The sequence below is a fragment of the Streptomyces soli genome (assembly GCF_003999195.1).
Lineage (GTDB): Bacteria > Actinomycetota > Actinomycetes > Streptomycetales > Streptomycetaceae > Actinacidiphila > Actinacidiphila soli.
On the sequence record NZ_RJVR01000080.1, the window covers coordinates 1 to 14,585 of the forward strand.

The 14,585-nt window shown below is 70.2% G+C and carries 11 protein-coding genes and 5 pseudogenes; 2 read left to right on the forward strand and 14 right to left on the reverse strand.

The genetic code is table 11. From position 1 onward, the window contains the following. The 14 genes and pseudogenes from EFK10_RS06335 to EFK10_RS06400 form a co-directional block, all read right to left on the reverse strand. A pseudogene (locus tag EFK10_RS06335) lies at nucleotides 1-730 on the reverse strand (RNA-guided endonuclease InsQ/TnpB family protein); the annotation flags it as partial. Nucleotides 731-791: 61 nt separating this feature from the next. Continuing rightward, nucleotides 792-968, reverse strand: a pseudogene (locus EFK10_RS06340) (helix-turn-helix transcriptional regulator); the annotation flags it as partial. A 139-nt stretch (nucleotides 969-1,107) separates the two neighbouring features. Continuing rightward, nucleotides 1,108-3,501 carry an ATP-binding cassette domain-containing protein gene (locus EFK10_RS06345; protein WP_127354769.1) on the reverse strand — a complete coding sequence of 798 codons (2,394 nt, stop codon included), beginning with the start codon at nucleotides 3,499-3,501 and terminating at the stop codon, nucleotides 1,108-1,110. 149 nt (nucleotides 3,502-3,650) lie between these two features. Further along, nucleotides 3,651-4,124 (reverse strand): annotated as a pseudogene (locus EFK10_RS06350) (pyridoxamine 5'-phosphate oxidase family protein). Continuing rightward, nucleotides 4,125-4,481, reverse strand: a complete 357-nt coding sequence (locus tag EFK10_RS06355; protein WP_127354770.1) for a VOC family protein — start codon at nucleotides 4,479-4,481, stop codon at nucleotides 4,125-4,127. It abuts the pseudogene before it with no gap. A 169-nt stretch (nucleotides 4,482-4,650) separates the two neighbouring features. Beyond that, nucleotides 4,651-4,722: pseudogene (locus tag EFK10_RS06360) on the reverse strand (VOC family protein); the annotation flags it as partial. A gap of 5 nt (nucleotides 4,723-4,727) precedes the next feature. Then, nucleotides 4,728-5,177 (reverse strand): helix-turn-helix transcriptional regulator, encoded by a 450-nt coding sequence (locus EFK10_RS06365; protein ID WP_127354771.1) that lies wholly within the window; start codon nucleotides 5,175-5,177, stop codon nucleotides 4,728-4,730. 402 nt (nucleotides 5,178-5,579) lie between these two features. Continuing rightward, the gene (locus EFK10_RS06370) at nucleotides 5,580-6,461 is read right to left on the reverse strand and encodes an NAD(P)-dependent oxidoreductase (RefSeq protein ID WP_127354772.1); all 882 of its coding nucleotides are present in this window, start codon (nucleotides 6,459-6,461) and stop codon (nucleotides 5,580-5,582) included. A 326-nt stretch (nucleotides 6,462-6,787) separates the two neighbouring features. Continuing rightward, nucleotides 6,788-7,255 carry an RICIN domain-containing protein gene (locus tag EFK10_RS06375; protein WP_164835849.1) on the reverse strand — a complete coding sequence of 156 codons (468 nt, stop codon included), beginning with the start codon at nucleotides 7,253-7,255 and terminating at the stop codon, nucleotides 6,788-6,790. A 305-nt stretch (nucleotides 7,256-7,560) separates the two neighbouring features. Next, a pseudogene (locus tag EFK10_RS49625) lies at nucleotides 7,561-7,782 on the reverse strand (carotenoid oxygenase family protein); the annotation flags it as partial. 246 nt (nucleotides 7,783-8,028) lie between these two features. Next, complete coding sequence (locus tag EFK10_RS06385; RefSeq protein ID WP_127354774.1) at nucleotides 8,029-9,177, reverse strand: XdhC family protein; 1,149 nt, start codon at nucleotides 9,175-9,177, stop codon at nucleotides 8,029-8,031. Beyond that, entirely contained in the window at nucleotides 9,170-11,308 is a 2,139-nt protein-coding gene (locus EFK10_RS06390; RefSeq protein ID WP_127354775.1) for a xanthine dehydrogenase family protein molybdopterin-binding subunit, read from the reverse strand. The genes EFK10_RS06385 and EFK10_RS06390 overlap by 8 nt, the downstream gene beginning before the upstream one ends. Beyond that, a complete protein-coding gene (locus EFK10_RS06395; protein ID WP_127354776.1) occupies nucleotides 11,305-12,297 on the reverse strand; it encodes an FAD binding domain-containing protein in 993 nt (330 codons plus the stop codon). The genes EFK10_RS06390 and EFK10_RS06395 overlap by 4 nt, the downstream gene beginning before the upstream one ends. Next, entirely contained in the window at nucleotides 12,294-12,857 is a 564-nt protein-coding gene (locus EFK10_RS06400) for a 2Fe-2S iron-sulfur cluster-binding protein (protein ID WP_127354803.1), read from the reverse strand. The genes EFK10_RS06395 and EFK10_RS06400 overlap by 4 nt, the downstream gene beginning before the upstream one ends. A gap of 230 nt (nucleotides 12,858-13,087) precedes the next feature. Here EFK10_RS06400 and EFK10_RS06405 point away from each other — a divergent pair, with 230 nt between their 5' ends. Both EFK10_RS06405 and EFK10_RS06410 read left to right on the forward strand, forming a co-directional pair. Next, complete coding sequence (locus EFK10_RS06405; RefSeq protein WP_240677028.1) at nucleotides 13,088-13,708, forward strand: TetR/AcrR family transcriptional regulator; 621 nt, start codon at nucleotides 13,088-13,090, stop codon at nucleotides 13,706-13,708. Nucleotides 13,709-13,944: 236 nt separating this feature from the next. Further along, nucleotides 13,945-14,511 carry a hypothetical protein gene (locus EFK10_RS06410; RefSeq protein ID WP_127354777.1) on the forward strand — a complete coding sequence of 189 codons (567 nt, stop codon included), beginning with the start codon at nucleotides 13,945-13,947 and terminating at the stop codon, nucleotides 14,509-14,511. Nucleotides 14,512-14,585: the final 74 nt, after the last annotated feature.

Below are 14,585 nucleotides of genomic sequence, written 5' to 3' on the forward strand. Positions count from 1 at the left end.
TGGACCCTGGCGACCTTCCGGCGGGCCTTCTCCCGGTTGGCCGATCCCTTCTCCTTACGGGACAACTCCCGCTGCGCCTTCGCCAGGCGCGCCCGGTCACAGCGTTCGTGCTTCGGGTTGGTGATCTTCTCTCCGGTGGACAGGGTCACCAGGGAGGTGATGCCCGCATCGATGCCGACCGCGCTGTCGGTGGCCGGGGCCGAAGCGATCGTGTCGTCGCACAGCAGGGACACGAACCAGCGTCCGGCCGCGTCGCGGGACACGGTCACCGTGGACGGCTGCCTGCCTTCGGGCAGGCGACGCGACCATCGGATGTCCAACGGCTCCGCCATCTTCGCCAGCGTCAGCTCCCCCTCGCGCCACTTGAACGCGGAGCGGGTGTACTCGGCACTGGCGCGGGACTTCTTCTTGGACTTGTAACGCGGGTACTTGGCGCGCTTGGCGAAGAAGTTCCCGAACGCCGTCTGCAAGTGCCGCAGCGACTGCTGGAGCGGGACGCAGGACACCTCAGCGAGGAACGCCAGGTCTGCCGTCTTCTTCCACTCCGTCAGGGCTGCGGAGGACTGTACGTAGGACACCCGGCGCTGCTCGCCGTACCAGGCCGGGTGCGCTCCTCCAGCGCTTTGTTGTAGACGAGGCGGACGCATCCGAACGTGCGCGACAGCTCCGCTGCCTGCTCGCCGGTTGGGTAAAAGCGGTACTTGAAAACCCGCTTGACCTGCTGCGTCATGCCTCACATTCTATCAGATCCCGTGTGAGCGAAGGGTGTCGGGCAGTCGTCGGCAGACGCGCGACTCGCCGTAGGCGAGCCGGAACTCGCGGCTGAGGTGCCCGGCCGACATGTGCGCGCCGCGGGCGAGCGCCTCGACGTCCAGCGGCTGCGCATACTCCCGGTCGATCCGGTCACGGCCGCAGCGCAGCCGCGCGAGGTCGCGCAGGTGCTGCGCCGCGGCGGGTCTGCTGGTCACCTGCGAAATCCTGCCACATACGACTGTATGTAGAGCAGGATGAATGCCTACTCGACCCTGTTGAACACGCCGCTTTACCGGTCGGGACGAGTCCGAACAGATGAGAGAACTCGTCTCACGGTGTCCGCGAGGGCCCCGGTCAGGTGCCGACGTAGGCCGCGAGGTGCTCGCCGGTGAGGGTGGAGCGGGCGACGACGAGGTCGGCGGGTGTGCCCTCGAAGACGATCCGGCCGCCGTTGTGGCCGGCGCCGGGGCCGAGGTCGATGATCCAGTCGGCGTGTGCCATGACCGCCTGGTGGTGCTCGACGACGATGACCGACTTGCCGGAGTCGACGAGCCGGTCGAGCAGGCCGAGCAGCTGCTCGACGTCGGCGAGGTGGAGGCCGGCGGTCGGCTCGTCGAGGACGTAGACGCCGCCCTTCTCAGCCATGTGAGTGGCCAGCTTGAGCCGCTGCCGCTCGCCGCCGGACAGCGTAGTGAGCGGCTGGCCGAGGCTGAGGTAGCCGAGCCCGACGTCGGCGAGCCGGTCGAGGATGGCGTGCGCGGCCGGCGTCCGCGCCTCGCCGCAGCCGAAGAACTCCTCTGCCTCGGTCACCGACATCGCGAGCACCTCGCTGATGTCACGGCCGCCGAGGTGGTATTCCAGCACCGATGCCTGGAACCGTTTCCCCTCGCACTCCTCGCAAGTGGTGGCGACGCCGGCCATCAGCGCCAGGTCGGTGTAGATGACGCCGGCGCCGTTGCAGTTGGGGCAGGCGCCCTCGGAGTTGGCGCTGAACAGCGCCGGCTTCACGCCGTTGGCCTTCGCGAACGCCTTGCGGATCGGGTCGAGCAGTCCGGTGTACGTCGCCGGGTTGCTCCGTCGCGAGCCGCGGATCGCGCCCTGGCCGACCGACACCACATCCGCGCCGGCGGGGATCGACCCGTGCACGAGCGAGCTCTTGCCGGAGCCGGCGACGCCGGTGACGACGACAAGCACCCCGAGCGGGATGTCGACGTCGACGTCGAGCAGGTTGTGCGCCGTCGCGCTGCGGATCTCCAGCGTGCCGGTGGGCTTCCGCACCGTCTCCTTGAGGGCGGCCCGGTCGTCGAAATGGCGGCCGGTGATGGTGCCGCTGGCCCGCAGCCCCTCGACGGTGCCCTCGAAGCAGACGGTGCCGCCCGCCGTACCGGCGCCGGGGCCGAGGTCGATGACGTGGTCGGCGATCGCGATCGTCTCCGGCTTGTGCTCCACGACGAGCACCGTGTTGCCCTTGTCCCGCAGCCGCAGCAGCAGGTCGTTCATCCGCTGGATGTCATGGGGGTGCAGGCCGATGGTGGGCTCGTCGAAGACGTAGGTCGTGTCGGTGAGCGAGGAGCCGAGGTGGCGGATCATCTTGACGCGCTGCGCCTCGCCGCCCGACAGCGTGCCCGACGGCCGGTCGAGCGAGAGGTAGCCCAGCCCGATCTCCACGAACGAGTCGAGGGTCTGCTGCAGCGTGGCGAGCAGCGGCGCCACCGACGGCTCGTCGAGGCCGCCGACCCATTCGGCCAGGTCGCTGATCTGCATCGCGCTCGCATCAGCGATGTTGATCCCGCCGATCCGCGACGACCGGGCCGCCTCGCTGAGCCGGGTGCCGCCGCACTCCGGACAGGCGGTGAAGGTGACCGCCCGGTCCACGAACGCCCGGATGTGCGGCTGCAGCGCCCCCCGGTCCTTGGAGAGGAACGACTTCTGGATCTTGGGGATCAGACCCTCGTAGGTGAGGTTCACGCCCTCGACCTTCACCTTGGTCGGCTCCCGGTAGAGGAAGTCGTGCATCTCCTTCTTGGTGTACTTGCGGATCGGCTTGTCCGGGTCGAGGAAGCCCGACTCGGCGTAGGTCCGCACGGTCCACCAACTGTCCGACTTCCAGCCGGGGATGGTGAACGCGCCCCCGGCGATCGACTTGGAGTCGTCGTAGAGCTGGGTGAGGTCAATGTCGGAGACCGTGCCCCGGCCTTCGCAGCGCGGACACATGCCGCCGGTGATGCTGAAGTCGCGACGCTCCTTCACGGTCCGTCCGGCGCGCTCCAGGGTGACCGCACCCGCTCCACTGATCGAGGCGACGTTGAAGGAGAACGCCTGAGGCGAGCCGATGTGCGGTTTCCCGAGTCGGCTGAAGAGGATGCGTAGCATCGCGTTGGCGTCGGTGGCGGTGCCGACCGTGGAGCGGGGGTCGGCACCCATCCGCTGCTGGTCGACGATGATCGCGGTCGTCAGCCCTTCGAGTACGTCGACCTCGGGCCGCGCCAGCGTGGGCATGAAGCCCTGCACGAAGGCGCTGTAGGTCTCGTTGATCAGCCGCTGCGACTCCGCGGCGATCGTGTTGAACACCAGCGAACTCTTGCCCGAGCCGGAGACGCCGGTGAACACCGTCAGCCGGCGCTTCGGGATCTCGATGCTGACGTCCTTGAGGTTGTTCACGCGCGCGCCGTGCACGCGGATCAGGTCGTGGCTGTCGGCAACGTGCAGCGCAGGCGACTGCGTGTCCGTCCTCGTGGCCATGCTCATCTTGTCTCCATCTGTTACGCGGGGCCGCCTTCGCGGTCTCCGTCGGCGTCGCCTGGCTCGATCTGACCAGCTTCGAGCGTACGTGTGGTTCTCCTTCGCTTCGGCCGTGGCGCCTCTGGCCCCGGCCACGCGGCGTGCCCGCCGAGGCGTCAGACCAACCAGCGGCCGTCGCGCATCACCTCGCGGTCGGGCATCTCGTTCACCTCGCGCCAAGCCTGGATGCGGCGCGGGGAGACGCGGAACCAGCGGTACGGCGTGGCCGGCGCACGCGGGTCGAAGCCGGTGCGCGCGGCGAACCGGTCACCCCGGCGGCAGCGCGTGGATCTCGAGGACCTCGACTTCGCCGTCGATCAAGGACACGTCGCGGGTGTGGCCCAGCCCCAGCCGAACGGCTCGGGTGGCAGCCAGGTTCTCCCCCAGCCTTCTGCCGGTAGGTGCCCCCAGCCGGTCGGGCTGTCCGTCGGCGTGGCCACCAGCAGCGCCTCGCCGTCCCAGTCGAAGGACAGCGGCACCAGATACGGCGCACCGTCCGCCGAGGCACTGGCCACGCAGACATCGATGTCGTGGGTGAGCCGATGCTCGGTGTCGCGACGACGCTGAGCGCGGGAGCGGGGGGTCGGCACTCATCGGTCCTGAAGCAGCCCGAGGACGTTGCCATCGGGGTCGGTGACGGTGGCCACCAGGCGGCCGCCACCGACGTCGTGCGCGGGCTCCTTCACGGTGGCACCTGCGGCGGTCACCTCGGCCAGCTTCGCCTCGAGGTCCGGCACGTGCCAGTAGGCCACCGGTGAGGTCATGCCCTGCGGTCCACCGCCTGGCACCAGCCCGATGTGCTGGCCCGCGGCCTCGAAGCCGACGTAGTAGGACTCGTCGGTCTGCGGCGGTACGCCGAGCAGGGCGGCGTACACCTCCTTGGCCGTCGCCAGGTCGGAAACGGGATGCAGCACGGTCTTGATTCCCTGGGTGGAAGAGCCGGTCATGGTCACTCCTGAAGTCGTGGGTCTGGTCGGGATTTTCTGGTTAAAGACGAACGGGAAGTCCGGGAATCGACAGCCCGATCACCCCGGATGGCGATTTCGCCGTTGGCCGTTCGTCTTAACCGGGTCCAGCCCGCAAGAAAAGGAGGACCACCGGGACCACCTCCGGGCGGTCGCGATAGAAGGCCAGGGATGCGTCCGGGTCGTCGTGCGGGAGGAAGCTCCCCTGAATGGTGATGTCCATGGCGGTCACGCTAGCTGCGGCTCGGGGGCCCGCGCTTCTCGATTCCTGATCGGTCTGGTCACCTGTTTCGCGACGCACGACGGCATCCCCGCCGTCGCGCTCGCCGCCTGGCGCCGGTAGGTGCTGGGCGACACACCGACCAGTTCGGTGAAGCGTGTGCTGAAGGTGCCCAGCGATGCGCAGCCGACCGCGAAACAGACCTCGGTGACGCTGAGGTCGCCACGACGCAGCAGCGCCATCGCGCGCTCGATACGCCGCGTCATCAGATAGGAGTACGGCGACTCGCCGTAGGCGAGCCGGAACTCGCGGCTGAGGTGCCCGGCCGACATGTGCGCGCCGCGGGCGAGCGCCTCGACGTCCAGCGGCTGCGCATACTCCCGGTCGATCCGGTCGCGGACGCGGCGCAGCCGCGCGAGGTCGCGCAGGTGCTGCGCCGCGGCGGGTCTGCTGGTCACCTGCGAAATCCTGCCACGTCGCGCCGGAGGTGCCTAGCGCCGCTGGCGTCCCACCCCACTCCGCGTCCGCTCTGGCCCGATCTGCTCTGCTTACGTCCTCGACCTGTGCAGGCCCTGCGGTATCCGCCGCTCGTCCCACGTCAACACGTCTCGTCAGCAGTAGCTGTCTCGCTCCCTGCCTCGCTTCTGGCTCTGATGCGGGCGCAGAACGGCGGCGGGGTGTCGGCTCGCTGGAACGCGTTTCCCACCCGCATACGGGGATCGGCCGACGCGAGCGGATGACGTCGATTCCGGACTACCGGGTCTGCGGTCGGCAGGGCGAACCGTCGGTCACGTGGCTCGACGCGGATGCGGACATGAAAGTCGTCCTCGCTGCGGACTTCGAGTCTTTTGTCGAAGGGCTCACCTCGGCTGATGGGCCGCCGGAGCGTCCCTTCTCAGGTAGTCGACGGCGGCCAGGTCGTCATCGTCGTGCCCAGCTGCCACGGTCGCCTCCAGGCGATCGCGGACGGCCTGGAGCAGAGGGCTGGGGGCGGCGGCTGCAGCGGCCAGGTCGATGTCCTTCAGGGCGAGTTGCACCGCGAATCCAGGCGCGTACGACGCGGCGTCCATGGCGGCTACTTTCTGCAACTCGTACGGCATGGCGAGCGGGCCCGCCTCGAGTACCCGGGTGAACGTCGTGTGGTCGACGCCGAGCACGTCGCACAGCGAGAGGACGTCACTCATGGCGACCGTCGAGGCAGCCATCCAGGCGTTGACCGCAAGCTTGACGGCGCTGCCTTCGACCCCCGTCCCAACGTGCAGCACGGATGAGCCGAGATCCTCCAGCACGGGACAGGCCCGCGTAACGACGTCCTCGGGGCCGGCGACCAGCCAGACAAGCTTGCCCTGACGGGCGGGAGCGGTACTTCCCGAGACCGGTGCGTCGAGGAACGCAACACCGTGCTCACGAGCCTGATCGGCCAGGGCACCGGCGCTCCGTGGGCCCACCGTGCTCGCCTGTACCCAGACGGCATCGTTGTCGAGCCGGTTGATGGCGTCTGCCATGACCTCCGCGACCGCAGCGCCGTCACGGAGCACAGTGATGACGACGGACGCACCGGAGACCGCATCGCCCACCTCACTCACTGCCGTGACGCCGGTAGCGTGCTCCGCCACCGCACGAGCCCTCTCCTCCGTACGGTTCCACAGCCGGACCTCGTGGCCGGATTCCCCGAGCCGTGTCGCCATCGCGGCGCCGAGTGCGCCTGCTCCGAGAACAGCGACGGTGGAGGTGTGCGACATGCGGGGCTCCCTTTGTCTGCTTTTCCCTTATCCATGTTCCGCCGGGAACCCGAGTTTTTCCTGGCAAGGGAACGCAGAGCCCGCCGCGGCCTGGCTTGTCAAGCCGTGAGCAGCAGGCGGCAGGGACCCGCGTGACACGCCGCCAGATTTCGCTGTCACACGGTCACACGGCAGGTGCGGAGAGGTAGCGGCGTCCGTCGGCGTAAGTTCCCGCCGATCTTGCCGGAGTCCCGGGGGCGGGCGCGACGTGAACGCCACGGGGGTTCCGGTCGGCTCTGGTGACCATGGTCGCTCTCCTGGAGGCGCCGTTGGCCGTTACTGTCCGGTCAGAACCAGCTCTGGAAAATGCCGCCGTCGCACCGGGACGTACGGGCTCCGGAGCCGGCGCTGGCTTCCACGCAGCGCTGGGTCTCCCGGTTTCGGAGCTCGAGCGTGCCGTCGTTCCGCCCGTGCACGAACCACTTCTGGGAGGTGCGCCCGTCGCAGGAGCGGGTGCGCAGGCCGAATGCGTCACTGTCGTCGAGGCACTGACCGGTCCTGGCGTTCCTCAGTTCACGGGTGCCGTCCGACCGGACCTGAACGCTCCACTTCTGGGTGGACACGCCCTCGCACGTGCTGGTCCGCATGGCGCCGGACCCCAGACCTTCCAGGCAGAGCCAGGTGCCCTGGTTCAGGAAGGTCGCCAGGTTGTCCGGGACGGCGGCACGAGCCGGGGCGGCGGTCAGGCCGGCGAGCGCGAGTGCCACCGCCGTCACCGCAACGGTGGTTCCGGAGAGCGGGCGGAGAATCATCATGGCCTCCCTGAGGCGTCCGGGGCCGTGACGGGGGGGCTGATCCCGGCCGGCTCGCGGCCACGGCCCCCAACCGTGTGATCCATGGTCCCCCCGTATGACTGGTCGGGCCATTCCACGCGAGGCGCTCGGACAGTCATACGGGGGGCGTAGGCCCGTAGGCCGGGTCACACGACTACGCTCAGTACTCCCGCCACTGCGCCGGGAGCACTGGACGGCCTCACCACGGAGCCGAAAGAACTCGCCACGGCTTGCCTACAGCCACGTGCCGATCCCAGTCCGGGATGACAAGCGCCGAGTCGGCTGCAGGCGTCGGCGACCCAACTGCCGTGGAAGCCGAGGGGGACGCGGCCGGGCAGGTGGATGCGGGCCAGCGGCGCCGCCGTGAAGTCCTGGGCGGCGAGGATGATCAGGTCAGCGGCCCCGCGCTCCGGGTTGTGGACGTACGCCAGGAGGTAGCCGTCGTCCTCCGCGCACCGCCGCAGGTCGGTCCCGCCCTCGTCCGCTTCCGGCTCCCGGGGCAGGAAGACCGGCCGCCACCGCCGGCGGCCACCGCAGCGCCCCGCAGCACGTTCCGCCGGGTGACATCCATCATGCTTCCCACTCCCCGTCCCACATGGTCCCCCCAAGTCGCCGCGGAGGCGGCGCCGTTCCCCCGACTTTCCCGCGCACCCGCCCGGGAAGGCACTACGGCCACCACGCCTCCCCATCGGTGGCCAGCCCCACCAACGGCGCCGGGTCGGCGTTCCTGACCGCCCGAGGAGGCCCGAGCCGGGTCAGGCCGCCGCTCGGGAGCGGGCCTCGCCCTTCTCCCCCGCGTCCACGTCATGGTGAATGGGCGTCCCCGCACCGGTCAGCGGAACGCCCGTCCCGCCCCGGCGCGCCGCGACGATCTCCGCGGTGATGGACAGGGCGGTCTCCTCGGGGGTGCGGGCGCCGAGGTCGAGGCCGATCGGGGAGCGCAGGCGGGCCAACTCGCGGTCGGTGAGGCCGACTTCACGCAGGCGCCGATTGCGGTCCTCGTGGGTGCGGCGCGAGCCCATCGCGCCGACGAACGCGGCCGGCAGCCGCAGGGCCGTCTCCAGCAGAGGAACGTCGAACTTGGCGTCGTGGGTGAGCACGCACAGGACGGTTCGTTCGTCGGTCGCGGTGCGCCGGAGGTAGCGGTGCGGCCAGTCGACGACGAGGTCGTCGGCGTCGGGGAAGCGGACGCGGGTGGCGAAGACCGGCCGGGCGTCGCACACGGTGACGTGGTAGCCGAGGAACTTGCCCGCCCGTACGAGCGCCGTCGCGAAGTCCACGGCGCCGAAGACGATCATCCGGGGCGGCGGCACCCTCGACTCCACGAACAGCGTCACGCCGCCGGGGCAGCGCGACCCGTCCTCCGCGATCTCGACGGTGCCGGTACGGCCGGTGTCCAGCATCGCGCGGGCCTCCGCGGCCGCCGTCCGCTCCAGTTCCGGCTGCCCGTCGAGGCTGCCCTCGTACGATCCGTCGGGGTGGACGAGGAGCGCCCTGCCGAGCAGTTCGCCCGGGCCCCGGGCCACCCGGGCGAGCGCCGCCGCCTCTCCTCGGGCCGCGGCCGACACCCCTGCCCGGAACACCGGCGTGTCAGCGCGCACCGGCGTGACCAGGACTTCGATGACGCCCCCGCAGGTGAGTCCCACCGCGAAGGCGTCCTCGTCGCTGTAACCGAACCGTTCGCGCACCGTCCGGCCGTCCTGGAGCGCCTGAACGCACAGGTCGTACACCGCCCCTTCCACGCAACCGCCGGAGACGGAACCGATGGCGGTGCCGTGGCTGTCGACGGCCAGGGCGGCGCCCGGACCGCGCGGGGCGCTGCCGCCGACGGTCACGACGGTGGCGACGGCGAAGCCCCGGCCCTCCTCGAACCAGCGGTTCAGTTCCTCGGCGATGTCAAGCACGCCGGGCTCCCTCCGCCGCCCGCAGGACGCGGTCCGGACGGATCGGCAGGTTCCGGTGGCGTACGCCGGTCGCGTGCCACACCGCGTTGGCGATCGCGGCGGCGACGCCCACGACGCCGATCTCGCCGATGCCCTTGATGCCGACCGGGTCGTCCGGGACGGGGTCGTCCACCCAGTCCGCCTCGATGAGCGGCACGTCGGCGTGTGCGGCGAAGTGATAGCCGGCGAGGTCGGCGCCGACAAGGCCGCCGGAGGCCTGGTCCCTGATCGCCTCCTCGTGGAGGGCCATGGACAGCCCCCAGGTCATTCCGCCGATGAACTGGCTGCGGGCGGTGAGCGGGTTGACGATGGTGCCCGCGGCGTAGATGCCGAGCAGCCGTCGCACGCGCACCTCGCCGGTGGTGACATCCACCGCGACCTCGGAGAACTGTGCTCCGAAGGAGTGCCGTTCCTTCTTCGCGAGGGCGTCGATGGCCTCGGCGGTGTTCGACCGAGCGGTGATCCCCTCCGGCGGAATGGCGCCTCCCAGGGCCAGTCGCTCCCGCAGTTCGTCGGCCGCGATCGTCACTGCCCACGCCCAGGAGCGCGTGCCCATCGAGCCGCCGGCGAACATCGCCGGGCCGAAGTCGCTGTCCGCGATGCGCACACGGATGCGGTCCGGATCGACCTCCAGCGCGTCCGCGGCGACCAGGGTCATCGCGGTGCGTGCCCCGGTGCCGATGTCCGCCGCGTTGATCCGCACGGTGAAGGTTCCGTCCGCCTCCGCGGTCACGGCCGCGGTGGACGGGCCGACTCCCGAGGGATAGGTGGCTGCCGCCGTGCCGGTCCCGAGCAGCCAGCGGCCCTCGCGACGCAGTCCGGGACGCGGGTCCCGGTCCGCCCAGCCGAACCTGCGGGCGCCCTCCTCGAAGCAGGCGAGCACATTGCGGCTGCTGAACGGCAGCCCGGACACGGGACCCGTCTCGGGTTCGTTGCGTGCGCGCAGCGCGATCGGGTCCATGCCGCACTTCTCGGCCAGTTCGTCGAGGGCGGATTCGAGGGCGAAGGAACCCGGTGCCTCGCCCGGTGCGCGCATCCAGGCCGGGGTGGGCACGTCGAGCCGTACGAGCCGGTGCAGGGTGTGATGCGCGTCGGCGTCGTACATCACGCGCCCCAGCACGGCGCTCGTCTCGACGAATTCGTGCACCGTCGAGGTGAGACTCTGCGCCTGGTGGTCGAACGCGCGCAGCCGGCCGTCGGCGTCGGCGCCGAGCCTGATCCGCTGCGCCGTGGGGCTGCGGAATCCGACGAGGTAGAACATCTGACGGCGGGTCAGGACGACGCGGACCGGGCGATGGAGGACGGTCGTGGCCATGACGGCGGCCACCTGGTGCGGGCTCAGACCCTTCGATCCGAAGCCGCCACCGACGTGTTCGGACCGCACCCGTACGGAGGCCGGATCGAGGGAGAAGAGCTTCGCGAGTTCGCTCGCCACCCAGGTGCTGCCCTGGTTGGAGTCGACGACGTCGAGCCGGCCGCCGTCCCAGCGAGCCGTCGCCGCATGCGGCTCCATCGGGTTGTGATGTTCCTCCGGGGTGGTGTACTCCTCGTCCACGACGACGGCGGAAGCGCCGAGTTGGGCCTCTAGGTCTCCCTTCTCCGTCTCGGCCTGGACCATCGGGTTGTTCTGCGGCGTGTACGCACCGGGATGCCCGGCGAAGAACGCGACGTCGTGCGGCTCCTCGTCGTATCGGACCACCAGCGCCTCGGCGGCTTCCCTGGCCTGCTCGGAGGTCTCGGCCACGACCAGCGCCACCGGCCAGCCGACGAAGGGCACCCGGTCGTGCTGGAAGATCCCGAGGACCGGGTTCGGCCGCCCCAGCATGCCCACATAGTCGGTTTCGACGCGCGGCGCGTTCCTGTGGTGCAGCACGGTGAGGACTCCGGGCATCGCCAGAACGGGGGCGTCGTCCACGGAGCGGATACGGCCCCGGGCCACGGTCGACAACACCAGCCAGCCGTGGGCGAGTTCGGCGAAGGGTATTTCTGCGGCGTAGCGGGCCGCCCCGGTGACCTTGTCGCGGCCCTCCACGCGGGTGTGGGCGGAGCCAACGGCCCCGGTCACGGCGGCGATTCCGGTCGTCGTGGTCATCGGTCGGCCTCCTCGGTGAGTTCGGTCAGCACGGCCACGACGAGGTTGCGTATCAACGTCACCTTGTATCCGTTCTCCGCAAGCGGCTCAGCGCCTGCCAGTTCGGCGTCCGCCGCGGCGGCGAACGCCTCCGCGCTCGCCGGGCCGCCGGTCAGTACCCGCTCGGCCGCACGGGCCCGCCACGGCCGGGACGCGACCGCCCCGAAAGCGAGGCGCACTTCGCGTATGACATCGTCCTGGACGTCGAGTGCGGCGGCGATCGAGCCGATCGCGAACGCGTACGAGGCGCGCTCGCGCACCTTCCGGTACCGCGAGTGGGCGGCGACCGGGGCCGGCGGCAGCGTGACGCCGGTGATCAGCGCGCCGGGCGGAAGGGCGGTCTCGATGTGCGGGGTGTCACCCACGGGCAGATAGAAGTCGGCGATCGGCAACTCGCCCGGGCCGTCCGCTGTTTCGTACGAGATGACCGCGTCGAAGGCGGCGAGCGCGACCGCCATGTCCGAGGGATGGGTGGCGACGCAGTGCTCGGAGGCGCCGAGGATCGCGTGGTTGTGGTGCTCGCCCGTGAGGGCGGGGCAACCGCTCCCGGGGGCCCGCTTGTTGCACGGTTTGCTGAGGTCGGTGAAGTAGCCGCAGCGGGTCCGCTGGAGCAGATTGCCGCCGACCGTGGCCATGTTGCGCAGCTGGCCCGAGGCGCCGGCCAGGACGGCCTGCGCCAAGGCCGGGTAGTGGCGTCGTACTTCGGGGTGGGCCGCGAGATCGCTGTTGGTGACAGTCGCACCGATGCGCAGTCCACCGTCGCGAGTGAACTCGACTCCGTCGAGGGGAAGTTCGCGTACGTCGATGAGCCGGGCGGGCCTTTCCACGCCGGCCTTCATCAGGTCGACGAGGTTGGTGCCGCCGCCGAGGAAGCGGGCGTCGGGGTCGGCGCCGAGCAGGGCGACCGCTCCAGAGACGTCGAAGACGCGTTCGTAGCCGAATTCCCTCATGCCGCCGCCTCCTTGACCTCGGCGTCTGCCGCCTGAGCCTCCGCCGCCCGCGCGACCGCCTGCACGATCGACACATAGGCGCCGCATCGACACAGGTTGCCGCTCATCCGCTCACGGATCTCTTCGGCAGTGAGCGCAGGCACTCCCGCTTCGGGCCGGACATCGTCGGTCACGGCGCTCGGCCAGCCCGCGGCATGCTCCTCGATCACCGCCAGGGCCGAGCAGATCTGCCCCGGTGTGCAGTAGCCGCACTGATAGCCGTCCAGGTCGAGGAAGGCCTGCTGCACCGAGTGCAGCCGCTCGCCGTCGGCCACGCCTTCGATGGTGGTGATCGCGCGCCCCTCGGCGGCGACCGCGAGCTGAAGGCAGGAAACGGCCCGGCGCCCATCGAGCAGCACCGTACAGGCACCGCATTGGCCCTGGTCACAGCCCTTTTTGGTACCGGTCAGATCAAGATGCTCGCGCAGGGCGTCGAGCAGGGTGGTGCGATGGTCGACGGGCAGCGTGTACTTCTCGCCATTGATGTTCAGGGTGATGGCGCTGGACGTCGATGGGGCCATGATCAGCCTTCTTTCGCATATCTGATGCGCGTCGAACGAGACGATCCCGGCAGACAGTCCGGAGGCGATACGGGTGAAGGAACCGGTGACTGTGGGCACCGGTCGGCCACAATGACCGGATCTGCCGCTATGGTGGACCTAAGCGGACAGCTGTCCGCTAGTCATCGAACTTAGCGGACAGCTGTCCGGTTAGCAAGGCCGGCTTGGACGTGATTCCGGAAGGAGGACGAGTGCGGCAGGACGAGAAGAGCGCGACTCTGCGCTCGGACGCGCAACGGAATCGCGAGCGCATCCTGGACGTCGCCCTGGCCGAGCTGACGCGGTCTGCGGACGCCCCGCTGAGCGCCATCGCGAAGAAGGCGGGCGTCGGGCAGGGGACGTTCTACCGCAACTTCCCCAACCGCGAGGCCCTCGTCCTGGAGGTCTACCGCTACGAGATGCAGCAGGTCGCCGACACCGCTACCCAGCTGCTCCAAACCCGCGCACCTGACCAGGCGCTGAGGGAGTGGATGGACCGCCTGGCCCAGTACGCCATGGCCAAGGCCGGCCTGGCCGACGCGCTGCGCAAGACCACCAGCAAGTACGGCAGCCTGGCGCAGCTCGGTCACGGCCCGGTGACTCAGGCGGTCACCCTCCTGCTGAACGCGAACGAGAGGGCCGGCATCATCCGCCCGGGGCTGACCCCCGACGACTTCGTGCTCGCCATTGCCGGGCTCTGGCAGATCGACCCGCACAGCGACTGGCAGCCGCGTGCGACGCGCCTGCTCGACCTCGTGATGGACGGGCTGCGGGCGGGGGCGTCCAGAGCGGGCGGGCCTGCGGCGGATGGGCCGGGGGCCGGAGGGCCCTGAGGCGGGCAGGACCGGGGCCGACGGAACGGGGGCGGGCAAGACGCGGCCCGGTCCTGCCCCAGAAGGCTGAGCGCCCGCGCCCGCAGCCCGGTCGCCTCGTACGGGGATCAGCGCCGTCGCCGCACCCATGGCCGCTTCCCACAGTCCGCTATGTCAACGTATGTTCGATAAATGATTTCTCGGCGCCAGCGACAGCAGCACAGCGGGGGGGCCAGGCTCGAGTCCTGGACTCCGTCGTGCCGGCCGGGGGCGGGATGCTGCTGCCACTGCTGCTGATCGTCGTGATCTCCGTGGCCGACGTACTGGCGGGGCCCGAGACGTTTCTGGCCCCGATGATGGTCATGGCCCCGGCGTTGGCCAGCGTCTCCACGAACTGGCGACGCACTCTGCTGGTCGGCGTGGTCGGACTTGTTTTGCAGCTGGCGATCATGCCCTTTGACGCGCCGCAAGGACCGGAGACCGCAACGCTGCGGTGGGGGGAACTCGTGGCGTATGTCACGGTCGCCCTGTTCTCGACCTACATCGCCCGACGGCACGAGCGGGACCGGCGCGTCTTCGCCGCCGTCCGCTCGGTCGCCGAGGCGGCTCAGCAGGCGGTGCTGCGGTCGCCGGGGCCGAGCGTGGGCGACGTGCGGCTGGCCGTGCGTTACGCGTCTGCGGCCGACGCGGCGCAGATCGGGGGTGACCTGTACGAGGTGCTGGAAACCCCGCACGGTGTACGGGCGCTGGTCGGCGACGTCCGCGGCAAAGGGCTGGACGCGGTGCAGACGGCGGCGGTAACACTGTTGATCGAACGCATCTGAACGCCGCTGAATCCAGGGGGCAGACCCCACCCCATGCCCGGTGGTCTCCTCCATCTCCGCACCCCATCGCCCGG